Origin of the sequence: Bacillus sp. FSL W8-0848, from assembly GCF_038007805.1 — a bacterium.
In the GTDB taxonomy this organism is placed as follows: domain Bacteria; phylum Bacillota; class Bacilli; order Bacillales; family Bacillaceae; genus Bacillus; species Bacillus glycinifermentans.
The window spans coordinates 3653702-3676676 of the sequence record NZ_JBBOYB010000001.1; the positions used below are offsets into that span (position 1 = coordinate 3653702).

Consider the following 22975-nt stretch of genomic DNA (forward strand, 5'->3'; position numbering starts at 1 on the left):
GGGTTCGCGGGTGAAAAACATACAGCAAACCGGCTGCAATTATGCACGGAAAAATGACAAAGCCGGCAATTCGGAATCTTCCTTATACCTCCGGCTTTACAGCCGATAAAATAAAAAAGGCCGGGTAAACCCGGCCTCTTTTTTAATCAGTTGAACTTTCTTGTTTATTCGTGTCCGCTATGCTCAGAATGTTTCGCACCCGGAGATCCGCCTTCAGGGTTGTCTCCATGATAGCTGTGAGCAGCGAAAATCCAAATAGAACCAACGACAATGGCAACTGCTATAAAAGCTGCAAATAGCGTGTTCCCGACTTGAATTTTTCCGCTGTCACTTTCAGTCATATGCATGAACATCAAGAGCTGCAGTCCAGCCTGGATGATGGCAAACCCGAAAATAATCCACAGCTTGGCAGCCATGCTTAAATCGGTATAGATCACCCATAGGGCCAATAAGGTCAGCACAATGGACAACACGAACCCGACAATATGCTTCCAAGGAAAGTGGCTGTGTTCAGCCGATTGTTTTGCCGCCATTATACATTCACCAACCCTATCAAATAGACTCCGGTAAAGATGAAGATCCATACCACGTCTAAAAAGTGCCAATATAAGCTAGAAATAAACAGTTTTGTAGAAGTTTGCGGAGTCAGTCCGCGCTTTTTCGTTTGGATTAAAATACCGATAATCCAGAAGATACCGATCGACACGTGTGTTCCGTGCGTTCCCAGCAGGACGAAGAACGCCGACCAGAAAGCACTTGTTGATAAAGTGGCACCTTCATGTACATAATGTGTGAACTCCGTAATCTCGTAGAATACAAAGCCTGCGCCAAGCAGGAGTGTAATGATCATCCAGATCATCACACCTTTTAAGCTTCCGCGACGCATTTCATGCACGGCGATACCGCACGTGAAACTGCTCGTTAACAGCAGGAACGTCATGATTAAAACGAGCTTGGCGTCAAACAGCTCTGCCGGCAATACACCTCCGGCTGTTCTGTTATGAAGAACAGCGTAGGTCGAAAACAGCGTAGAGAATAACGCAATCTCCGCCCCTAAAAAGATCCAAAAGCCGAGGATGTTCAGCCTTCCTGTTTCAGACCGGTATTCCATAGGAGCGTTAGAATTGCCTTGTTCTGCATGTCCCATCATTCACGCCTCCTTTACTTGGCATTCTTTCGTTCAGTCTCTTTTATTTCCTCAACGCTTACGTAATAGCCGTCATCATATTCAAATGAACGAAGAATCATACAGAGGAATACGCCGATAAGGCCGACGACTCCCATCCAATACCATTCAAAGACGAGTCCGAAGCCCGCAAATCCGAAGAATAGGGACATAATAAACGGACGCCCAGAGTTGTTCGGCATATGAATCTTCTTAAATTTGCTTTCAGGGTGAATATCGACTTTGTCCTCTTTCATTTTCCAGAAAGCGTCAAGCGAAGTGACCTCTGGAAGCACCGCAAAGTTGTAGTGCGGCGGAATCGCAGAAGACGTAGCCCATTCAAGCGTACGACCTTGTCCCCAAGCATCTCCGCTTTCCTCCCGTTTTGAATGGCGGAAGCTGTAGAAAATGTTGTAGCAAAGAACGATGAATCCTGCAGCCATCAGCAATGCGCCAAATGTAGCGATCATGTTCAATGCCGTCCAGCCGTCATTTGCTCCATATGTGTAAATACGTCGAGGCATTCCCTGCAATCCTAGGAAATACATCGGGAAGAAGCAGATGTTGAATCCGGTCATAAACAGCCAGAAAAACCATTTTCCGATTCGTTCATTCAGCTTGTGGCCGAACATTTTCGGATACCAGAAGATAAATCCGGCAAAACATGCAAACACAGTACCCGCAATCAACACATAGTGGAAGTGCGATACAAGGAAGTACGTGTTGTGATACTGGTAGTCCGCTGCAGCCATTGCCAGCATAACGCCTGTAACCCCGCCGATAACAAAGTTAGGAATAAATGCAAGCGACCACAGCATAGGCGTTGTAATTTTGATTTTGCCCCGGTGCAACGTCAGCAGCCAGTTAAATATTTTAACCCCTGTCGGCACGGAAATGGCCATCGTCGAAATCGAGAAGAACGAGTTGACTGACGCGCTGTTCCCCATTGTGAAGAAGTGGTGCAGCCATACGACGAAGCTCAGCACGGAAATCGCAATGATAGAATATATCATCGCTTTATAACCGAACAGCTGCTTTCTCGCAAATGTCGCAATGATTTCTGAAAAAATACCGAAAGCAGGCAAGATAACGATGTATACTTCAGGATGCCCCCAAATCCAGAACAGGTTCGCCCAAAGCATCGGCATCCCCCCGTTCTGCAAGGTGAAAAACGCCGTTCCGAATAAACGGTCAAACGACATCAGCGCCAACGCCACCGTCAGTACAGGGAAAGCGAAAATGATGATGACAGAAGTAATCAGCGTCGTCCATGTAAACATCGGCATACGCCAAATCGTCATGCCTTTTGTACGCATTTTTAAAATCGTGACCATGAAGTTAATCCCGGTCAACAGCGTACCGATCCCGGCGATCTGCAATCCGAGCAGATAATAGTTCTGCCCCGGTCCCGGGCTCATTTCATTGCCGGCAAGCGGCATATAAGCGGTCCATCCCGCATTTGGAGACCCTCCGATAACGAAGGAAATATTGAACAGCATCGCTCCGACCATAAAAGTCCAGAAGCTCAAGTTGTTTAAGTATGGAAAAGCAACATCGCGCGCACCGATTTGGAGCGGTACAACAACGTTGATTAATCCGATTAAAAACGGCATCGCCATGAAGATGATCATGATCGTACCGTGAGTTGTAAATACCTCGTTATAGTGGTTTGAGTCTAAAAAATGGTTGTCAGGAAGCGCGAGCTGGGCACGCATCATTAATCCATCGACACCGCCGCGGAAAAACATAATGACTGCAGCGATGATATACATAATCCCCAAGCGTTTATGGTCGACAGTGGTAATCCACTCTTTCCATAGCCATTTCCATTTCTTGAAATATGTTAAAACGAAGACGATTGCAATCGTCGTAAGCAAAATGGAAATCTGTGCTCCAAGGATTAGCGGATCACCTGTGATTATGAATTCGTCCCATTTCAAATGCATGAAAGCTTCCTCCTTTCTTATTGAGAATCCTGGTCTTTAGATTCGTCAGTTTGTTTTTCGTTGTTTTCCGTTTTCACATTTGCAAACGGGTCTGATTTGGAGTGCGGAGATTTCGGCTCCCAGCCTAATCTTTCACGCGCTTTAATAGCATATTCTGCATCGTTTCCGTGATTTACGTATTTAAGGTGTGTCGAAGAAAACGTCAGTTTGTCTGCGTGCCTTGGAAGCATCAGTTCGTCGTACTTGCTCTTCGTCAGCTTCGGCGCAGTTTTTTGAGTTTTTGACACCCATTTATTAAAGTCGCTCTGCTTCATGGCCTTGACGTTGAATGTTTGTTCTGCAAAGCCTTCTCCGGTGAAGTTTGCATTGCGTCCTTGATATGTTCCTACTTTATCCGCCTGGAGATATTGTTCCATATCCATTCCGGCCATCGCATACTTCTGTCCGCCCAGCTGCGGAATCCACAGCGATGCCATTGAATCGGCAGAAGTGATTTTGAACTTAATCGGCCTGTCCGTCGGAATGTTTAAGTAGTTGACAGTTTCGATATTTTGGTCCGGATAGCTGAATACCCATTTCCAATCGACAGAAGTCGCGTAAACAACCAAAGGTTCTTTATCCTTTGACGCTTTAGGGGCCTCTTCCAGAGAGTAAATCGTTCGAACCGTCGGTACAGACAGCGCAATAACAATTAAAATCGGAACCACTGTCCAGACAACTTCTAAAAACGTATTCCCTTCCATTTCAGGACTATACGGAGACTTTCTGTCTTTTCGTTCACGGTACTTTACGATCATGACTGTAAACAGGACAAATACAACCGCAACGATAAACAGCATGAATCCAATAGATAATAGAATAAGATCTCTTTGCTGTGAAGCAACAGGTCCTTTAGGATCTAACACCGCGATTTGACTGCAGCCGCCCATTAAAAAGACAGCAGAAAGCAGCCCAACCATCAAGAGCGGCTTGAGTGCTCTGAACAAGAGGATCACCATCCTTCCTAATGATGTATAAAATTTGGTCAGAATATCGAATACAGCGATTCTGAAAAACTTTTCTTCTACCTTGCTATGCTAACAAAATCTTCACCAATTAGCCTTATTTTTTTAGAAAGTTCACCTTTTTTTCACCCAAATGTCACAAAATCGTCAAATTTACGTTGTATTATTATGATGATCGGAGGATGAAATTGGGAATATGTTAGTTCTTTTTACACAATTAGCAAGCAGAGTGAAACAGACATTTCGGGACAAAAAATCTGTCAAATTTAGGTTTACCACAATAAAAAAGTTTGGTCAATAATTAATTTAACATTGTTAATTTTTTTCTTGGTTAACTTACTTTTCAACTGCTTTTTATATTTCCCCATTTTAGGTGGGTTTAAACTTCTGGCAGCTAATAGAACGTCCACAAAAAAAGAGCTTTTCCTCAATTAAAGAAAAGCTCTTTTTTCCTTCTTATTGCTTTTTGTAGCCTGATGGATGGGCTTTAAACCAGTTCCATGCGCTTTCAATGATGGTTTCCAGGTCGGCGTGCTGCGGCTGCCAGCCCAGCTCCTTCACGGCTTTTTCAGAGGAGGCGATGAGTTGGGCCGGATCTCCGGCACGCCGTTCCGCGATCTCTGCCGGAATCTCATGCCCTGTCACTTGGCGGGCGGTTTCAACGACTTCCTTAACGGAAAAGCCTGTCCCGTTTCCAAGATTATAAACGGCGCTTTCTCCCCCGTTCCGGAGCCTTTCTACGGCAAGAATATGCGCATCAACCAAATCCATGACATGGATGTAGTCTCTGATGCATGTACCGTCAGGGGTCGGATAGTCGTCGCCGAATATCATGATCTTGTCCCGTTTTCCGAGCGCAACTTGGAGAATGATCGGAATCAGATGCGTTTCAGGCTGATGGTCTTCACCGATCAGGCCTTTTACATGAGCCCCGGCAACATTGAAATACCGCAGGACAACATGGCGGATCCCATGTGCTTTTTCTGCCCACTTCAGCATTTTTTCAATCGCAAGCTTTGTCTCTCCGTACGGATTTGTCGGATTTGCCGGATCTGTTTCTACGATCGGAACCCGGTCAGGCTCCCCGTATACCGCGGCAGTTGACGAAAACACGATCTGTTGAACGCCAAACTCCTTCATTACCTTCAATAAGTAAACTGCTCCATACACATTGTTATCGTAATATTTTAAAGGTTCGCTTACACTTTCCCCCACCAGAGAATCCGCGGCGAAATGCATCACAGCTTCAATTGGATGTTCCTGAAATACATTCTTCAGAAATGTTTCATCCCGCAAATCTCCTTTATAAAAAGACGCTCCCGGGAGAGCAGCTTCCTCATGCCCCGTCTGCAGATTATCAATAATGACGACTTCTTCACCCCGGCTTAACAGCTCCGCCACCGCGTGGCTGCCGATGTAGCCTGCTCCTCCGCATACTAAAACTGCCAATCCATTTCTTCCCCTTTCACAGACGCCAAACAGGCATCAAAATGATTTACATTGCGATATGCTCTCGATTGACCCGAAGTTCACGATGCCGCGGGTCAGCCTGCGGCATTCCAAGTGAATCAAGCCATTTCATTTTACCATTTTCCAGCTTTTTCAGCCTGCATTGTCAAAATATTTTCATGAAAGAGAAAGTCCTCTCCTCATTCCCAAAGGTTCGGTTTTTTATTCTTTAAAGCAGATTTTCATGAAGAAAAAATGTCGTTTTCGTCTAAAAGCTATACTTTTTTATCTGCATTTGAAAACAATGTTCTTTTTTTCCACTTTGACAAGGGAATTGGTAGTATTTTTGGATTATCCGCCTTTCAGCCGCTCCTTGCGATAAGCAAAAAGCCCTTTATGCCTCCCGGCAGGCTTAGTCTTCTGAATGCCATGCTGCACCTGGGTTCACGGGCCCTTCTTTCGATGTTTCCGCCCCTTATCACCCCCTCTGTTTTTTGAATATTCAAAGCATGGTCGGCTTCTTTTGAGAATATTTTAATAGGGAGAATTAATCATTTTTATTTGAATACTATCCAGTCAGTAATTGTTTGTTTATTATAATAAGTAAGAATCTAAGATTTTTTGGGTTTTTTAGTCATTTATTTAGGGAATATGTAGGTTTATTTTTTTGGATTTGTGAATTTTTTATGAAATTTGTCATTGTTTTCATAAAGGTGTTGTTTTATAACTTTAGTACATCTCAAGGAAAAATCCGGGTTTTTTCTTGGGATGTAAAACGTCTTATCATATTGGAGGAGTCTATGAATACTCAAACGAAACACAAACTGGACAAAGATTGGGTGATTTTAATGAAGGAGGCGAAAAATCTGGGCCTGGATATTGAGGATGTCAAAAAATTTCTTTCCTCCCAATCCAAGCAGAAAGATGCCGGCAAACAGCTGAAGCAGTAGATATTTAGCCCGACAATTATTTAATAAAACAGGCGGTTCTGTTGAATCTTGATTTTTCAAGATGATCCAACCGGCTGTTTTAAAGAGTATTTAACATTGATAATGACGTAATTCAGCTCTAGGCCCTCGTTTGCCCAGCCCTTTCAGACGGCTTTCTGCAGGTTCAGATGAGAATACTGCCACTCTTGTTTGTTCCGGCAGAGGCAGGCCGATGCTGACTTTCTTTTATATGATATTCAAATCCTCCTTTTCCGCTTTATCCGCGAATATGCACAATCCAGCAACCCCCTCCATAGATCATCATTTCTGACGTGATACAGAGCCTTCCCTTAAACCGGTATGTCACCGGCTGCCTGCTTTTTTACCGGATATAATACGCTTTTAAAATCGGTTTTTTCGATGAAAAAAAACTAAAATATCAATTTTACTGATCTTTATTTTTCATTATAAACTGAAACAAAAGGAGGCAGATTTATTATGGGGATTGCAGTAATCTGCGGGAGTTCCCGCAAAAACGGCAATACAGAAACACTTGTGAACCGGTTAATAGATGGACTTGATGCAGACAAGATCAGTTTGTCCGACTATCATGTCAAAGCTGTGGAGGATTATCGGCACAGTGAAGGCTCTCCGGTTTACCCCGACGATGATTACAGAGACCTGTTAAGCCGAATCCTGGATAAAGACGACATCATTTTTGCCACTCCAATCTATTGGTACGGCATGTCGGGACTGATGAAACATTTTGTTGACCGCTGGTCCCAATCGCTTGTTGAAATAGGAAGAGATGATTTTAAACGGCAGATGTCCGGAAAAACGGCATACGTCATCGCTGTCGGTGATGACGAGCCCCATATCAAAGGCCTGCCCCTCATTCAGCAGTTTCAATATATTTTTGACTTCATGGGCATGACATTCGGCGGTTATCTTATCGGAAAAGCAAATCAGCCCGGCAGCATTTTAAACGATCGTGCAGCGCTTGTTTCTGTAAACGAACTAAAACATCAACTGGCGGCAAATAAGAGGTGGAAAGTATGACAAAAGAAAAAGCGAACAATCAATCCTCGCAATGGAAACAGTATTTTTTAGAGATCGTCAGGGCTTTCATCTTATATAAATAAGGTTGCGTATGAAATTTGAAGAATAAAACCGGAGCCTGTGACATACCTTGTTGTATCTTTTAAGACAAATACAGGAGGGATGAACCGAATGAAAGAAGATACAATAGATTACAGCAAGGCTGCTGCATCTCCGGCGTTTCAAGAGCTTCTAAAGAAAAAGCGTGCCTTTATCGTACCGATGACGGTTTTCTTTCTGATCTTTTATTTCCTTTTGCCGATTTTAACGTCTTATTTTACGTTTTTAAACGAATCCGCCGCCGGTCCGATTACATGGGCGTGGATCTTCGCGATTGCACAATTTGCAATGACATGGACGCTGTGCATTCTTTACACGAGAAAAGCCGATCAGTTTGACAGAATGGCGGATGAATGCAAACGGGAATTTGGAGGCGCTGAATCATGAGTGCGACAGCCTTTATTCTGTTTCTCATCATCGTAGCCCTTACGCTTGTCATCACGTATTTTGCGGCAAGACAGACAAAAACGGCGAGTGAATTTTACACGGCCGGAGGGGGGCTTACCGGTATTCAAAACGGACTGGCCATCGCCGGGGACTACATGTCGGCCGCTTCTTTTCTCGGCATTGCGGGCATGATCGCTCTAAACGGCTTTGACGGCTTTTTTTACAGCATCGGTTTTCTAGTCGCTTATTTAGTGGTTCTTTATATCGTGGCCGAGCCGCTCAGAAATCTTGGAAAGTTTACGATGGCGGATATGATCGCTTCCCGTTTTCGGCAAAAGAAGGTTCGCGGAGTCGCTGCATTAAACACGATTGCCATATCGACATTTTATATGATCGCACAGCTCGTCGGCGCCGGTGCGCTGATCAAGCTTCTGCTCGGCATTGACTACACGCTGGCTGTTTGCATCGTCGGCGTTTTGATGACGATCTACGTCGTGTTCGGAGGAATGATCGCAACGAGCTGGGTGCAGATCATTAAAGCTGTTCTTTTAATGGCGGGGACGCTTGTTATTTCCATCATGGTGTTTTCAAAATTCGGATTCAGCCTTACGAATATGTTCGATCAAATGAAAACCGTTACTCCACTTGGTGCGGATTTTTTGAATCCCGGCAATAAATACAAAGTTCCTCTTGAAACGCTGTCGCTGAATCTGGCGCTTGTCCTCGGAACAGCCGGACTTCCCCATATTCTCATCAGGTTTTATACGGTGAAGGATGCCAAGACTGCCAGAAAGTCGGTCGTATCTGCTACATGGATTATCGGTGTTTTTTATATTATGACTGTCTTTCTCGGTTTCGGCGCCGCCGCATTTGTCGGCTTTGAAGACATTTTGGCCGCGGATAAGGCGGGGAATATGGCTGCTCCGCTCCTGGCCCAGGCGCTCGGCGGCGATTTCTTGTTCGCGTTTATTTCGGCCATCGCTTTTGCTACGATTTTAGCGGTTGTGACAGGGCTTGTCCTTTCAGCAGCTTCCGCTTTTGCACACGATATTTACAGTCAAATCATTAGAAAGGGAAGTGCAACGGAGAAAGAGCAGATGCTCGCGGCAAGATGGGCTTCCATCGGTGTTTCCGTTCTTTCGATCCTGCTCGCCGTCTTCGCTCAATCGCTGAATGTCGCATTCCTTGTGTCGCTGGCCTTTGCCGTTGCGGCAAGCGCCAATCTGCCGCTTATTATTTTCACTGTTTTTTGGAAGCGGTTTAACGCCGTCGGAGCGCTGGCCGGCAGCTTGACCGGGCTCCTGAGCGCCCTCATTCTCGTGTCGATGAGCCCGAGTGTTTGGGATCCCGCCGGGAACGCAATCTTTGTTGGAGATCCGCTGATTCCGATTTCAAACCCGGGGATCATTTCTATTCCGCTCGGATTTTTAGGTGCTTATCTCGGGACGGTATTATCGCCAAAAAACAATGGCGATGAAGCATTTGCGGAAATTCAAGTAAAGGCGCATACGGGCGTCCATATGGACCAGTCATAGCCCGCGTCAAAAGCCCGACGCTCAAAAGAAAAGCATCGGGCTATTCGCGCAAAAATGCCAGCCGCTCGTTCAATGGCTTCGTATGGCGATAAACATCCCGGTAAACCGGAAAAATATGTTGATATTGCCTGCTGTATTCAGGGCGGGGCTGAAACGTCTCTTTTATGCGAACGAAGCGTTCAGCGCAAGCTTCCAGCGTCGGAAACCAGCCGCAGCCGACCGCCGCGATCATCGCAGCTCCGAAGGCCGGACCCTGCTCGCTTTTCAGCCTGATGATCTCGGCGTTAAAAATATCGGCCTGGATTTGCAGCCATTCTTCGCTTTTTGCCCCTCCGCCGATCGAAATGACGCGGCTGATGTTTTTCCCTCCGGCGCGAAATTGTTCGATGCTCTCATGAAGGGAAAATGTGATGCCTTCAATAACAGCTCTGACAACATCAGCCCTCCTGTGCCCGCTGTCCATTCCGATGAAGCTGGCGCGAATCTCCGCGTCAGCATGGGGGGTCCTTTCCCCGGAAAGATAAGGCGTAAACAGCAGACCTCTTGAACCGGGCCGGGATTCTTCCACTTCACCGATCAACGAATCAAATGCTTCATCCTTGGCGAATACATCCTTAAACCAGCTGAAACTGCGGCCCGCGGAAAGCGTCACACCCATTGAATAATAGGCACCAGGCGCCGCATGGTTGAACAAGTGAATATTGCCCCGGAATTGTTGATCTGGATCTTTTTCATACGAGAGTACAACACCTGACGTGCCGATGCTGCACAAAGCGGTGCCTTCGTGTAATATGCCGGCGCCGACCGCTCCGCATGCATTGTCAGCCCCTCCGGCAAAAACCTTTACTTCAGGCGTGAGGCCTGTTTCTTCGGCAAATTTGGAAGTGAGACAGCCGACAAAGCTTCCGGATTCGACCAATTCTGGGCATATCGATTCAGGAATCTCAAGCCGCCGGCACATTTCGCCGCTCCATGTTTTATGCTTCACGTCAAGCAGCAGCGTGCCCGCCGCATCTGAATACTCGCTCTGAATGCACCCTGTCATGGTATACCTGACATAATCCTTTGGCAGCAAAAATACGGCCGCTTTTTGAAAAAGCTCTTGTTCATGTTCCTTGATCCACAAAAGCTTCGGAAGCGTAAATCCCTCGAGCGCAGGGTTTTTAACGAGCTCAAGAAGGCGCGCCTTACCGATGACTTCGTTAATCAGCCGGCATTGTTCGGTCGTACGGGTGTCATTCCACAATATCGCATTCCGCAGCACTTCTCCTTTGCCGTCCAAAAGCACCAGTCCGTGCATTTGCCCGGAGAAGCTGATGCCTTTGATCTCATCGGCCCCTCCCCGGTGCCCTCCGACAAGTTCTTTTATGGCCTCCTTCGTTTTCTCCGCCCACTCGCGCGGATCCTGTTCGGAATAACCGGCATGAGGCTCGATGATTGAAAACGGCTTTGAGGCTTCCCCGCATATGCCGCCGTGCCGGTTGACGAGGATCGCTTTGACGGCGCTTGTGCCAAGGTCAACCCCGATACAATATTCCACTAATGTTTCTCCTTTCTTGCCGGCTCTGACCGTAAAGCATTCAATAAATAGCGGTTCACCATTGCTTTAAGCATTTCCTGCCGGCCTGACTTATTTTCGATGCGGTCGTTTTCGAGTGCATAGGCGGCCAGTTTTTTCAAATCCGTTTTTCCTTCGGCAATGTCGAGGCCGATTCCTTTCGAATAGCTTTCATAGCGTTCTTCTATGACGCTTTCGATCGCCCGGTTCTCCAAAAGCTGATAGGCGACTTTGAAGCCGAGCGCATACGTGTCCATTCCCGCGATGTGCCCGTGAAACAAATCCTCATCCGTAAACGAGGCGCGCCTTACTTTCGCATCAAAATTGATGCCTCCCGTTTTAAAGCCGCCCGCTTTTAAAATCTCGTACATCGAGAGGACTGCGCCGTACAGATCTGTCGGGAATTCGTCCGTATCCCATCCCAACAGCAAATCTCCCTGATTCGCATCGATCGAGCCGAGCATATCGTGGAGCGCAGCCACCCTCAGCTCATGCTCAAACGTATGTCCGGCAAGAGTGGCATGATTTGCTTCAAGATTCAATTTAAAATGCTCTTTTAAACCGTACGTTTCCAAAAATGCGATCGATGTCGCTGCATCAAAATCGTATTGGTGCTTTGTCGGCTCTTTCGGCTTCGGTTCAATCAGAAATTGCCCGTCAAAGCCGATCTCTTGTGCATAATCGACTGCCATTCGATAAAATGCTGCCAAATTGTCGAGCTCAAGCTTCATGTTTGTATTCAGCAGCGTGTCATAGCCTTCCCGGCCTCCCCAAAACACATAGTTTTCAGCGCCGAGCTCCTTGGCGATTTCCAGCCCCTTTTTCACTTTTGCCGCTGCAATCGCATATACGTCCGCATTGCAGGATGTGGCGGCGCCGTGCACAAATCGCGGATGCGTAAACATATTTGCTGTGTTCCATAATAGCTTCACCCCGCTTGTCTCCATCATCTCCTTAAGAAATGACACCATTTTATCCAAATAAAGAAACGTTTCCCGCAATGTATCGCCTTCCTGAACGACGTCAACGTCATGAAAGCAGAAGTATGGCACGCCGAGCTTCTCAAAAAATTCGAATGCCGCTTCAGCGCGCGTTTTCGCCTTATCCAGCGGATGCGTCATCCTGTTCCATGAGCGGCTGATCGTCCCGTCTCCGAACGGATCGCTTCCGTCCGCATCAAACGTATGCCAATAAGAAACAGCAAAACGGAGATGCTCCTTCATCGTTCTGCCGCCGATCCGTTCATCAGGGTTGTAATATTTAAAAGCGTATGGATGATCCGAGTCTGCCCCTTCATACTTGACCGTTTCTACTTCTTTAAAAAACATTCACAGTCCCCCTAAAAAGTTTGTTTAACCATTAAACTAACTTCTTTCCATTTATTTTACAAGATGATCGAAGCGCTTTCAATTACAATATTAGAAAAATTTGAGTTTTTTAAATTCGCTGTACTATAATGAAAGCACTACATCAAAAGCGAGTGATCGGATTGAATACAGCAGACCAAGCACTTGTCAAAAAAATGAATAAAGCCCTCATCCTTGAGCAAATCATAGCCAATTCCCCCGTCTCAAGGGCAAAGCTTTCAGAAATAACCGGGCTTAATAAGTCAACGGTCTCTTCCCAAGTGTCTTCCCTGCTGCAAAAGGACATTATTTTTGAAACGGGCCGCGGTCAATCGAGCGGGGGCAGACGGCCCGTTATGCTGAAATTTAACCGGAAAGCCGGCTATGCGATCGGGGCTGATATCGGAACGAATTACATCATCGTCGTTTTAACCGACCTGGAAGGCGAGATTATTGAGCAATACGAGCGTGAACTTGATGAGACGGACATTCCGGCGACAGAGCAGGCCCTCATTGAACTGATCGAACTTGCCATCGCAAAGATACCTGATTCCCATTACGGTTTGACAGGGATCGGAGTGTGTGTGCCGGGCCTGGTCGACAATGACCAGAACGTCGTTTTCACCCCGAATAAACCGATTCACCTTCTCCAAGTAAAAAGCCTTCTTGAGAAAGCGTACAATGTACCGGTTTTCGTTGAAAATGAAGCGAATGCCGGAGCCATCGGCGAAAGGGAGTACGGCGATTCCGGACATTTGGAACACGCCATTTTCGTAAGCATCAATGCCGGCATCGGCTTAGGAATTTTGATGAACGGCAAACTGTTCAGGGGCGTGCAAGGGTTTTCGGGAGAAGCGGGGCACATGTCGATCGACATTAACGGCCCTCTATGCAGATGCGGAAATAAAGGCTGCTGGGAGCTGTATGCGTCGGAAAGAGCCGTTTTTTCTCCGTATCTTTCGCATACCAAGGCCCCTTTGTATCAAACGGTCAAGGAGCTGGCCGACCGCGGCGATCAAAAGATGCTGGAAACGTTCGAGACATTCGGCTTTTACATAGGCGTGGGACTCGTCAACATCATCAAAACGTTGAATCCGGAGACGATTATTTTGCGAAATACGATTGTCGAATCTTATCCGGCGATCGTCGATTCGATTAAGAAGACGATTTCGTCAAGAAGTAAAAAAGAAGCGCTGACCGATTACCGTCTGAACATTTCCTCCCTCGGCCGCACCGCCTCATCGCTCGGTGTTTCCTATATTATCATTGAGCGGTTCTTGGAGCGGTTTATAGATGAACAATTTTAAAAGCGCAAACCCCGTTTTAGGAATTTTCGCTTTTAACGGCTTCAACCTTCGTGCGAAACCGAGCAGCGGCCTGTTTCGGATCAGAGGACTTGCTGATGGCGCTGATGATGCTGATGCCGTCCGCTCCTGCTTCCACGACAGGCGCGCAGTTTTCAAGCGTGATCCCGCCGATTCCGACCGCAGGAATGCCGATGCCCCGCTTCCGCATTTCTTTCAACAGGGCGACGCCTTGGACGGCTTTCGCATCCCGCTTCGTTTCCGTCGGATAAATCGGCCCTGCTCCGATATAATCGGCCCCGTCCTTTTCCGCCTGCAGCACTTCTTCAAGCGTATGCGTTGACACGCCGAGAATCCTGTCCCCGATTCTGGCCCGGACGTCCCCGGCCTTTTCGTCATCCTGGCCGATGTGAACGCCGTCGGCGTCAAGTTCAAGGGCAAGCTCAACGTCGTCATTGACGATGAAAGGGACTCCAGCTTCGCGGCACAGAGCCTGCACTTTTTTCGCAAAAGCTCTTTTTTCGTCCGCTTTTAGCGCCCCGTCTCCTTTTTCGCGGAATTGAAAGAGAGTCGCGCCGCCCTCTAAGGCAGCTTCAATCACGGCCAAAGGGTCGCCGTCCGTATTATTTGAGCCCATAATAAAGTATACGGACAGCATGTCTTTCATGTTTTTCCGCACAATACGCGCCATCCTACTCCACCTCCATGATCAAGCCGCGCTCTTCTATATCCTCTGAATTGACGGCGGCAAGCTGATTCAAAAATTCAATCTGAAAGCTTCCGGGCCCTTGATGCGCCGTTTTTTCGGCGGCTATTTCCGCCGCGCAGCCATAAAAAACCGCGGCTGATACAGCGGCTTTGCAGGCTTCTTTTTCAACGGCGCAAAACGCGCCGATGACAGACGTCAAGAGACAGCCCGTACCCGTCACCTTCGTCAGCAGCTCATGCCCGTTTCCGGCGGTATACAGCTTTGTCCCGTCGGTGATGACGTCTTCGGCACCGGTGATGATAACAGTTGTATTCCAGACGCTGGCCGCTTTTTTGGCCAGAGCGATCCGGTCGCCTTTTTCTTCTCCGGCGTCAACTCCCTTTATCACCCAGCTTTCTTCACCGAGCGTGTTGGCGATTTCGGCGGCATTGCCCCTGACGGCAGAGATCTTGACTTTTCGCATGATGCGCTGGGCGGATGCCGTTCGAAACGGCGTCGCGCCGGCGCCGACGGGGTCAAGGATAACGGGAACGCCGTGTTCATTCGCCGATTTTCCGGCGATGATCATCGACTCAACGACCTCAAGGCTCAGCGTGCCGATGTTCAATACGAGAGCGCCGGCAATTTTCGCCATGTCGGCCGCCTCTTCCCTTGCATAGGCCATAACAGGGGAAGCGCCGAGGGCCAATAAGCCGTTTGCGGTGAAGTTCGTCACGACGTTGTTCGTCATATTATGCACGAGCGGGTTTTCTTTTCTGACTTTCTCTATTGCTTGGGCGGCATCTTGTCGGTTCATCATGCTTCATTCCTTCCTATTCTTTCGTTCGGGCTCCATATATACGATTTGGTGTGGTCGATCCAGGCTCTGGCTGCAAATGAAAGATAGCGGTCCTTTCTCCATATGACGGCGACATGCCAGGGTATGGACGGTCTGACAACAGGAATGACCTTCACCCGCTCGGGGTCAAGATCCCGGCAGATTCTTTCAGGGAGCAGGCCGATTCCGAGATTGGCCGACACCATTTCACTGATAAAATCCCATTGGGATGTTTCATAAATTACGTTCGGCCGAAATCCGGCCTTCAAACATGCTGTAATGATCCGTTCATGAAGGACGAAGTCTTCGCGAAAGAAAATAAACGGTTCCTCACTCAATTGGCGAAGCTCGATCTCCTTTTCGCCGGCAAAACGGTGTGACGGATGAACGAGCAGCATTAAATCTTCTTTTACGATCGTAAACGAGTGAAAGACCTCTTCTTTCGCCGGCAGGACGACGACCCCGATATCGAGCGATCCGTCCTCTACGCCCTCCTGCACTTTCACAGACCCGTGTTCAACAAGCTGAAACGTGACATTCGGATATTTGTCCCTAAATTCACCGATGACCTTCGGAAAAAAGCCTGAACCGATCATCGGCGGCAGTCCGATCCTGACATGCCCTTTTTTTACGTCCATCAAATCGTTCAGCTCTGAAGTTAAATTTTGAAACGATTTCGTGATTTCCTGCGCCTGCACGTACATGCTTTGGCCGGCGTCAGTCAGTTCAATCTGCCTTCCGCGCCGGTAAAACAGCTCGATTCCCAGCTCCTCTTCAAGATTCTTGATCATTTTGGAAATCGTCGGCTGTGAGATGTATAGCGACTGGGCAGCCTTCGTAAAGCTTTTCAGGCGGGCCACTTCTAAAAAATAAGTTAAATGACGTATGTCCATTTGGTTGACATCCTTTCAGAGCTTCGTGCACGATTTTCGCTTCACACCATATTTTAAACCAAATTCAACATTTTCTGCACCCCGCCCAATATAAAAAAGCGCTGCCGGCTTGCTGCCGGCGGCGCTTATTTTCTGGCGATGGCCTCATCCTGCTCCTTCAGGCTATCCACGTTTGAACAAGTGTCTTCGATATTTTTTTGAACAGCTTCTTTGTACTGGTTCACCATATCGCGGATGGTTTCCTCCCGTTCAAGCCACTTTGCTGTAAAATCAAGCTTATTTTGCCCAAGCGATCCGGCAGACGGCCCTTGCAGAGAGAGCGAGTCAAGCGCCCTTTTCACTTGATCCAGCTGTTTCATGACCGCGCCATGGTTCAGTTTGATCGTTTTGCTCATTTCAACCACCCTTTTAGACCGTTGATTGTACTATGCAGGGCATCGAGCGCTTCATCCCCTTTTTCCAGCAGATAGTCCGCCCGGTCAGCAGACCAGCTCGCAGCCTCGACCGCCCCTTTTTCAGCGTCTAATGCAAATATTTTCAAATCGATTTTATGGATATACCTCTCATAATCATCGTTAAATATCCTGTACATGGCGGTGTGCGCTTCATCACGTGCTTCATCAAAGTCGGCTGCCCGGCTTCCGGTCCATGCTTCTCCAAGACCCGGACGCAAAATCTGTCTGATTTCTTCGATGCCTAAGCCTTGTTCTCTTTCAACATCGCGCTTTGCCCGTTCCAGTCTTGAAATTTGTTCTTCGAGCTCTTGGGCCTTGTGGGAGAGAACCCCGTGTATCTTCTCCAGCGTGCCTGAGTAGTCCATTTTTGTCACCTCTGAAATTGCATGATGATGTGGAATGACTTTTTCTTGATCCGATCAAGCATAGATTCACATCTTTTACTAGACTTGCGCACATTTCCAATATTTATAGTTTAAGTCGAAAAGCACGGATGTTGAATAGGCTTTAAATACTGTTTTTAGGGATTTGTACATGGTGAACAATCTGAAACAAGCCGTTTTTTAAGAATATCAGACCAGTCTTTTTGCACGAATCCAATCCCTCTTCTCATCGTGGAAAGACCAAAGACACGGGAGCAGGAAGGTGTAATGGTCACAGAAAACAGGAAGTCTATTCCGTCAGCCGTTTTACAGTTTTAGTCAATTAACTGTTTCTTTCGCCCTGATTTCTCGTATTCCCATATAGATAAAATGAATAATCATTATTCTGTATATGTATTTTACCTATACTTTAATCTCATGTACACTTTTGTCTAGAAAGGGGGATAATGACATGAAAACATTCATTAAAGGAATAAGTCAGGTCGCTCTTTTATTTTTCATTGCGCGTTTGATGAATCTGATTGTAGACGTTCTTCATATAAATATTCCCGGAAGCATCCTCGGGATTATCGTCGTTTTTGCGCTCCTCCATTTCAAGGTCATTAAGCTTGAATGGGTTGAAATCGGGGCATTGTGGCTTCTCGCGGAACTTCTATTGTTCTTTATCCCTTCAGCAGTCGGGATTATGAACTATGGGGATATTCTCAAACACTTCGGAACAAGCATTATACTCGTCGTTCTGATCAGCACGTTTGTCGTTATGGTATCGACAGGGATGCTGACGCAAATCATTGCTAAAAGAAAGGAAAGGAAAAAAACATGTTCATCGGATGCTTAAGTCTGATCGCAACAGTCTTGATCTATATGGGAGCCAAGGCGGTGTACAAACGCCATCCGAAGGTGTATGCTTCGCCTTTACTGATCACGCCGCTCATATTGGTCGGCCTGCTGCTTTTGATCAACGTGCCTTTTGACGCCTACAATGCCGGAGGGCGCCTTTTAACCGATATGCTTCAGCCGGCTACTGTAGCTTTTGCGATTCCGCTGTATAAATACTTTCCTATTTTAAAAAAGTATGCCGCTGAAATTATCATTAACGTGGCGGTAGGAAGCTGCATCGCCATTTTGTCAACAGCGTTTATCGCAAAGCTGTTCAAGCTGAATGCGGATCTTATTGAGAGCCTCGTTCCAAGATCAGTGACAACGCCAATCGCAATGAGCGTCTCTGAAATGATCGGCGGAGTGCCTGCGGTTACCGCCGTGTTTGTCATTTTGACCGCTTTGTTCGGCACAGTGATCGGCCCGATGGTCATCCGTTATTTCAGAATCGATAATGAAATCGCCAGAGGCGTGCTGCTTGGAACAAGCGCACACGGCGCCGGTACGTCAAAAGCGTTTGAGCTCAGCTCCGTATCCGGAACGATTTCAAGCGTATCGATGATTTTGGCAGCGATCATTACGCTTTGCGCCGCGCCATTTCTTATTTCGCTTATTGCCGTGTAGCCAAAAAAGGGCCTCCGAATCAAACTTCGGAGGCCCTTTTTCCATGTTCCTTTACTTTTTCAGATTTTCTACAGCCGTATCAAACTCGCTTTCAATCTCGGCCGAAGGCTTTTTCGTCAGCAGGCTCACGATCACGATGACAGCCGTACTCACAATAAAACCGGGAATCAGTTCATAGACCGCAGCAAAGGCTTTTACCTGTTCCCAGGCGATAACCGTAAGCGCGCCCGAGAGCATTCCCGAAAGCGCTCCCCACTTCGTCATCCGCTTCCAATACAGGCTCAGCAGGACAACCGGCCCAAAGGCTGCTCCAAAACCGGCCCACGCATAGCCGACAAGGTTCAAAATCGTTTCGTTCGGATGGAGCGCCATGATCAGCGCGATCAGCGAAATGACAAGAACAGCAAGCCTTCCGACAAGAACAAGCTCTTTGTCAGATGCGTTCTTCCGAATAAACGCTTTATAAAAATCTTCCGTAAGCGCGCTTGACGTGACGAGCAGCTGCGAGGAAATCGTACTCATCACAGCCGCCAAAATGGCCGCCAGCAAAAACCCTGTGATTACGGAAGGGAACAGCAGATCAGAAAGAACGATAAATACCGTTTCCGGATTTTTTAAAGGCAGGTGGTTTACGCTGAAATAGGCGATGCCGATAAGACCTGTCAGCATCGCGCCGCAGATTGAGAATATCATCCAGCTCATGCCGATCCTGCGGGCGCTCTTCATTTCTTTCACATTGGAAATCGCCATAAACCTGACGATAATATGAGGCTGTCCAAAATAGCCGAGCCCCCATGCAAGGAGCGACAGTACGCCAATCGCAGTCGTTCCTTTAAACGGCTGCAGAAGGTGCGGATCGACGGCGCTGATATCAGAAAAAGCAGGCGCAATTCCCCCTAAATGGATAAAAACAACGAGGGGCACCAGGATCAGCGCAATAAACATGATCGTTCCCTGTACAAAGTCGGTCCAGCTTACCGCCAAAAAGCCGCCGAACAGCGTGTACAAAACGACGACACCGGCCGTCAGCCAGATGCCGATCCGGTAATCGAGATGAAAGGCGGTTTTGAAGAGCTCTCCTCCAGCGACCATTCCGGATGACGTATAAAAGGTAAAAAAGATCAAAATGACAAAGGCTGATGTAATCCTTAAAATTCTCGAACCGTCCTTAAAACGGTTTTCAAAATAATCGGGAATCGTGATGCTGTTGCCGGCCGTTTCCGTATACGTTCTAAGCCTCGGTGCGACATACAGCCAGTTTAAATAAGCTCCGGCCGTCAGTCCCACGACAATCCAGCCGCTGCTCAGCCCGTTTACGTACATCGCACCCGGAAGGCCCATCAAAAGCCAGCCGCTCATATCTGAAGCGCCCGCGCTCAAAGCGGTGACAGCCGGTCCAAGGTTTCTTCCGCCAAGCATATAATCGGTTAAATTGGATGTCCGCCTGTAGGCGAAATATCCAATCAAAAGCATTCCAGCCATATAAATTCCAATTGATAACATGACTCCGTAATCCATAACGTCCCCCTGTTCAATTTTTCACGTAATATCAATATACATGAATAATCTCTCAAGAGGTATCGTTTTCAGATTTTTTATTGAAAGAAACCGTTCTTTATCGGTGATGAATCCGCAAAAACACGACTTTTAAATAATTGCCTTCCGGATAGCTTTTCACCGTTTTAAAATCTTCGGGGAGCGAATATTCTTCAAGGACGGTGCAGCTTGTCCCCGTTTCTTTGCACGCCGCATCGATAAACCCTTTAAACTTATTCATTCCGAAGGCGCTGCTGTTTGTCGAAGCGACGATAACGCCTTCGTTTTTGGTGATCGCAATCGTTTCTTTCAGCAGATTTTTGTAATCCTTTGCAGCGCTGAACGTACGTTTTTTCGTTCTTGCAAAAGAGGGCGGATCGAGAATGACCAGATCATAAGAGAGCTGCTTTTTGACAGCATACGAAAAGTAGTTGAACACATCCATTACTTTAATATCGTGCGCTTCATGATCAAGGCCGTTCACGCTGAACTGTTCGATTGTCCTGTTCAAGCTGCGGTTTGCGACATCGACGCTTGTCGTTTTCGCCGCGCCGCCTAACGCAGCAGCGACGGAAAACGCGCCGGTATATGAGAAAGTGTTCAATACTGTTTTTCCTTCTGCATAGCGGTCTCTAATCGCCTTCCGGACGTTGCGCTGATCGAGAAAAACGCCGGTCATGGCGCCGTCATTGAGATAGACAGCAAAATGAATCCCGTTTTCTTTTACGATGATCGGAAATTCTCCTCTCGCTCCTTTTACAAAATCATCGTCTTCGACATACTGCCCGGCCGAACTGAACCGTTTTTTCTCGTAAATGGCTTTGTAGTCCGAGAGTTCATCGAGCGCTGCCACAACCGATTCCTTATAGGCATAAATGCCTTTGCTGTACCACTGGATCAAAAAATATCCGTCATAATAATCGATCGTCAATCCGCCGATTCCGTCGCCCTCTCCGTTAAATACGCGGAATGCCGTCGTATCGGAATCGCAGAAACGCTCGTCCCGCTCTTGAAAAGCTTTTGCCAAACGGCTGAGAAAAAACTGCTGGTCAATGGGCACATCCCTGTTTTGCGTGAGCACCCAGCCGATTCCTTTATTCTGCACTCCGTAATAGCCTTTCCCCAAAAAACCGCCCGTTTCATCGGTGAGGCCGATGAGCGATCCTTCAGCGATATCGTCGCACTTGGATAAAACGGCTTCCTTTAAAATGAGGGGATAGCCTTTTTTAATCTTTGCTGCATAGGCTTGCTTGATCTTTAGCGTCTTCATTCTGTTCAGTCCTTATGTTTAGTATTTCTCTATCCTACCATAACGCTCCGTCCCTGTTTTTATGCAAAGGAAGATCATTAAATTGACAGATGATTCCGATTTTTTAAGATGGTGTAGAAAAAGGAGGAGAAAAGACGATATGGCACAAATCGACCATGTAGGTCTAATGGTGAAGAGATATTGAGGCTTCGATTGCATTTTATCAGGACGTTGTCGGCATGAAGCTGAAAGACAGGCTCACACACACGAACGGCATCATGAAGCTTGCATTTCTCGGATTTGAAAACCGGAACGAAACGGAACTCGAGCTTATCGAGGGATACAATGACAAGCTTCCGCAGGAAGGAAAGGTTCATCACTTTGCCGTTTCTACCGATCATATTGATGAGGACTTCGCCCGTGTAAAAGAAAGGGACATTCAGCTTTTTGAAGACGAAATCACCGAACTGCCGAACGGCTACCGCTATTTCTTTATTTTCGGTCCTGATGGAGAATTGGTGGAGTTTTTCCAAAGATCCTAAAGAAAAAAGAGACGGTTTCCTTTGTACCGCCTCTTTCTTTATGTCCGTGCTTTGCCCGATTCTACGGTGAATGTTAAAGGCTCGTTGCCTAGAAACCTTTCGATGTTTTCCGATGTAATTTTTTCAATGCGCCTGATGCTTTCAAAAGTTGCACCGCCGATATGAGAGGTGCAGATCACATTGGGGAGGCTTGTAACCCGGGCAGATGGAGGTTCTGTCTCAAAAACATCCAACGCTGCACCCCGGATCTTATTCTGTTCAAGCGCTTGTATAAGCGCATTCTCATCGATGACTTCTCCGCGGGCAATATTGATCAGAAAAGCCGTATTTTTCATTTTCGCCAGGCGTTCTTCGTTCACCAGATGAAACGTTTCCGGCCTCAATGATGTGCTGATGCAGACGAAATCAGATTTCGCCAGCAGGTCATCGAGTTCAGCAAAGCGCACATTCAATTGCTTTGCCGATTTGTAATCTTTGTATGTGCCGTATGCCATAATATTCATATTAAATCCCGATGCACGTCTGGCGATTTTTTTGCCGATTTCCCCGAAACCGATGAGCCCGAGCGTTTTTCCATCAAGCTCATATCCCATGGAAATCTTCCAAATCCCGTTTTTGACGTCGTCATTTGTCCGGGGAATCGACCTTGCGCCTGCCAAGAGGAGGCCGAATGCCAGGTCAGCGACTGATGACGCGTTTTGTCCCGGGGCATTCGTGACGGAAATCCCCTTCTGTCTTGCATATGCCACATCAATATTGTCGACTCCGGCGCCGAATTTGATGATATAGCGCAGCTTCCCGGCAGCATCGATCAGCTCGCGGTCCGCTTTTTCAACACCGAGAACGTAAATATCGACATCCTTGACATGGGTGATTAAAGCCTCTCTTCTTACATTCTCCGAATCTAAAAAAAGGCATTCCGCCCCAAGCTCCTCAATCTTTTCTTTCAAGCGCGGAGCGGCGCGGTAAAAAAGTTCGCTTAGCGTCACCAGCACTTTAGCCATGCTTTTCCTCCATTCTTTGTTCATTTCGCGACCAGAAAAATGCTTGTTTCCATCATGAGGAAACAAGCGGATATGGGGATACGTTAGGGTTATCGTGATTATA

At 47.1% G+C, this 22975-nt stretch carries 22 protein-coding genes and 1 pseudogene; 8 read left to right on the forward strand and 15 right to left on the reverse strand.

Going from position 1 to position 22975, the window contains the following annotated elements; translation table 11 throughout:
* Window positions 1-164 precede the first annotated feature (164 nt).
* From qoxD to galE, 5 genes are all read right to left on the reverse strand, one after another.
* A complete protein-coding gene (gene qoxD, locus NSQ39_RS19280; RefSeq protein ID WP_046130637.1) occupies window positions 165-533 on the reverse strand; it encodes a cytochrome aa3 quinol oxidase subunit IV in 369 nt (122 codons plus the stop codon).
* Window positions 533-1147 carry a cytochrome aa3 quinol oxidase subunit III gene (gene qoxC / locus NSQ39_RS19285; protein WP_046130638.1) on the reverse strand — a complete coding sequence of 205 codons (615 nt, stop codon included), beginning with the start codon at window positions 1145-1147 and terminating at the stop codon, window positions 533-535. Before qoxC ends, qoxD begins: the two co-directional genes overlap by 1 nt.
* 14 nt (window positions 1148-1161) lie before the next feature.
* The gene (gene qoxB / locus NSQ39_RS19290; protein WP_046130639.1) at window positions 1162-3111 is read right to left on the reverse strand and encodes a cytochrome aa3 quinol oxidase subunit I; all 1950 of its coding nucleotides are present in this window, start codon (window positions 3109-3111) and stop codon (window positions 1162-1164) included.
* Between the two features lie 17 nt (window positions 3112-3128).
* Window positions 3129-4106 (reverse strand): cytochrome aa3 quinol oxidase subunit II, encoded by a 978-nt coding sequence (qoxA, locus tag NSQ39_RS19295; RefSeq protein WP_099047130.1) that lies wholly within the window; start codon window positions 4104-4106, stop codon window positions 3129-3131.
* 465 nt (window positions 4107-4571) lie between these two features.
* A complete protein-coding gene (galE, locus tag NSQ39_RS19300) occupies window positions 4572-5564 on the reverse strand; it encodes a UDP-glucose 4-epimerase GalE (protein WP_175076513.1) in 993 nt (330 codons plus the stop codon).
* 800 nt (window positions 5565-6364) lie between these two features.
* Between galE and NSQ39_RS19305 the strand changes: the two genes are divergently transcribed.
* The 4 genes from NSQ39_RS19305 (at window position 6365) to NSQ39_RS19320 (ending at window position 9573) form a co-directional block, all read left to right on the forward strand.
* A complete protein-coding gene (locus tag NSQ39_RS19305) occupies window positions 6365-6514 on the forward strand; it encodes an anti-repressor SinI family protein (protein ID WP_046130642.1) in 150 nt (49 codons plus the stop codon).
* 477 nt (window positions 6515-6991) lie between these two features.
* Window positions 6992-7552: a flavodoxin family protein gene (locus tag NSQ39_RS19310; RefSeq protein ID WP_175076514.1), complete on the forward strand. Its 561-nt coding sequence runs from the start codon at window positions 6992-6994 to the stop codon at window positions 7550-7552.
* 171 nt (window positions 7553-7723) lie between these two features.
* Window positions 7724-8038, forward strand: coding sequence for a DUF485 domain-containing protein (locus tag NSQ39_RS19315; protein ID WP_175076515.1), 315 nt, complete (start codon window positions 7724-7726; stop codon window positions 8036-8038).
* Entirely contained in the window at window positions 8035-9573 is a 1539-nt protein-coding gene (locus NSQ39_RS19320) for a solute symporter family protein (protein ID WP_175076516.1), read from the forward strand. The genes NSQ39_RS19315 and NSQ39_RS19320 overlap by 4 nt, the downstream gene beginning before the upstream one ends.
* Window positions 9574-9613: 40 nt before the next feature.
* On the opposite strand, the gene xylB is transcribed toward NSQ39_RS19320, so the two are convergent.
* Together xylB and xylA are read right to left on the reverse strand one after the other, a co-directional pair.
* Window positions 9614-11113 (reverse strand): xylulokinase, encoded by a 1500-nt coding sequence (gene xylB / locus NSQ39_RS19325; RefSeq protein WP_175076517.1) that lies wholly within the window; start codon window positions 11111-11113, stop codon window positions 9614-9616.
* On the reverse strand, window positions 11113-12459 hold the full coding sequence (gene xylA / locus NSQ39_RS19330; RefSeq protein WP_175076518.1) for a xylose isomerase: 1347 nt from the start codon (window positions 12457-12459) through the stop codon (window positions 11113-11115). The genes xylB and xylA overlap by 1 nt, the downstream gene beginning before the upstream one ends.
* 161 nt (window positions 12460-12620) lie before the next feature.
* Between xylA and NSQ39_RS19335 the strand changes: the two genes are divergently transcribed.
* A complete protein-coding gene (locus tag NSQ39_RS19335) occupies window positions 12621-13784 on the forward strand; it encodes an ROK family transcriptional regulator (protein WP_175076560.1) in 1164 nt (387 codons plus the stop codon).
* Between the two features lie 16 nt (window positions 13785-13800).
* Here the strand turns inward: NSQ39_RS19335 and thiE are convergent, their stop codons facing one another.
* The 5 genes from thiE to NSQ39_RS19360 form a co-directional block, all read right to left on the reverse strand.
* Window positions 13801-14472, reverse strand: coding sequence for a thiamine phosphate synthase (gene thiE / locus NSQ39_RS19340; RefSeq protein WP_175076519.1), 672 nt, complete (start codon window positions 14470-14472; stop codon window positions 13801-13803).
* A gap of 1 nt (window position 14473) precedes the next feature.
* Complete coding sequence (gene thiM / locus NSQ39_RS19345) at window positions 14474-15286, reverse strand: hydroxyethylthiazole kinase (RefSeq protein ID WP_175076561.1); 813 nt, start codon at window positions 15284-15286, stop codon at window positions 14474-14476.
* Complete coding sequence (cidR, locus tag NSQ39_RS19350; protein WP_046130650.1) at window positions 15286-16200, reverse strand: cidABC operon transcriptional activator CidR; 915 nt, start codon at window positions 16198-16200, stop codon at window positions 15286-15288. Before cidR ends, thiM begins: the two co-directional genes overlap by 1 nt.
* Window positions 16201-16325: 125 nt before the next feature.
* The gene (locus NSQ39_RS19355) at window positions 16326-16595 is read right to left on the reverse strand and encodes a YwqI/YxiC family protein (protein WP_175076520.1); all 270 of its coding nucleotides are present in this window, start codon (window positions 16593-16595) and stop codon (window positions 16326-16328) included.
* Complete coding sequence (locus NSQ39_RS19360) at window positions 16592-17020, reverse strand: DUF5082 family protein (protein WP_175076521.1); 429 nt, start codon at window positions 17018-17020, stop codon at window positions 16592-16594. The genes NSQ39_RS19355 and NSQ39_RS19360 overlap by 4 nt, the downstream gene beginning before the upstream one ends.
* A gap of 469 nt (window positions 17021-17489) precedes the next feature.
* Between NSQ39_RS19360 and NSQ39_RS19365 the strand changes: the two genes are divergently transcribed.
* Both NSQ39_RS19365 and NSQ39_RS19370 read left to right on the forward strand, forming a co-directional pair.
* The gene (locus NSQ39_RS19365; RefSeq protein WP_046130653.1) at window positions 17490-17876 is read left to right on the forward strand and encodes a CidA/LrgA family holin-like protein; all 387 of its coding nucleotides are present in this window, start codon (window positions 17490-17492) and stop codon (window positions 17874-17876) included.
* On the forward strand, window positions 17858-18541 hold the full coding sequence (locus NSQ39_RS19370; RefSeq protein WP_046130654.1) for a CidB/LrgB family autolysis modulator: 684 nt from the start codon (window positions 17858-17860) through the stop codon (window positions 18539-18541). Before NSQ39_RS19365 ends, NSQ39_RS19370 begins: the two co-directional genes overlap by 19 nt.
* Before the next feature lie 51 nt (window positions 18542-18592).
* Here NSQ39_RS19370 and putP read toward each other — a convergent pair whose 3' ends face one another.
* Complete coding sequence (gene putP / locus NSQ39_RS19375; protein ID WP_046130655.1) at window positions 18593-20059, reverse strand: sodium/proline symporter PutP; 1467 nt, start codon at window positions 20057-20059, stop codon at window positions 18593-18595.
* Between the two features lie 97 nt (window positions 20060-20156).
* Window positions 20157-21347 (reverse strand): class I SAM-dependent rRNA methyltransferase, encoded by a 1191-nt coding sequence (locus NSQ39_RS19380; protein WP_175076522.1) that lies wholly within the window; start codon window positions 21345-21347, stop codon window positions 20157-20159.
* A 139-nt stretch (window positions 21348-21486) separates the two neighbouring features.
* Here NSQ39_RS19380 and NSQ39_RS19385 point away from each other — a divergent pair.
* Window positions 21487-21868, forward strand: a pseudogene (locus tag NSQ39_RS19385) (VOC family protein).
* A gap of 38 nt (window positions 21869-21906) precedes the next feature.
* On the opposite strand, the gene NSQ39_RS19390 reads toward NSQ39_RS19385, so the two are convergent.
* A complete protein-coding gene (locus tag NSQ39_RS19390) occupies window positions 21907-22872 on the reverse strand; it encodes a phosphoglycerate dehydrogenase (RefSeq protein ID WP_216899570.1) in 966 nt (321 codons plus the stop codon).
* Window positions 22873-22975 lie beyond the last annotated feature (103 nt).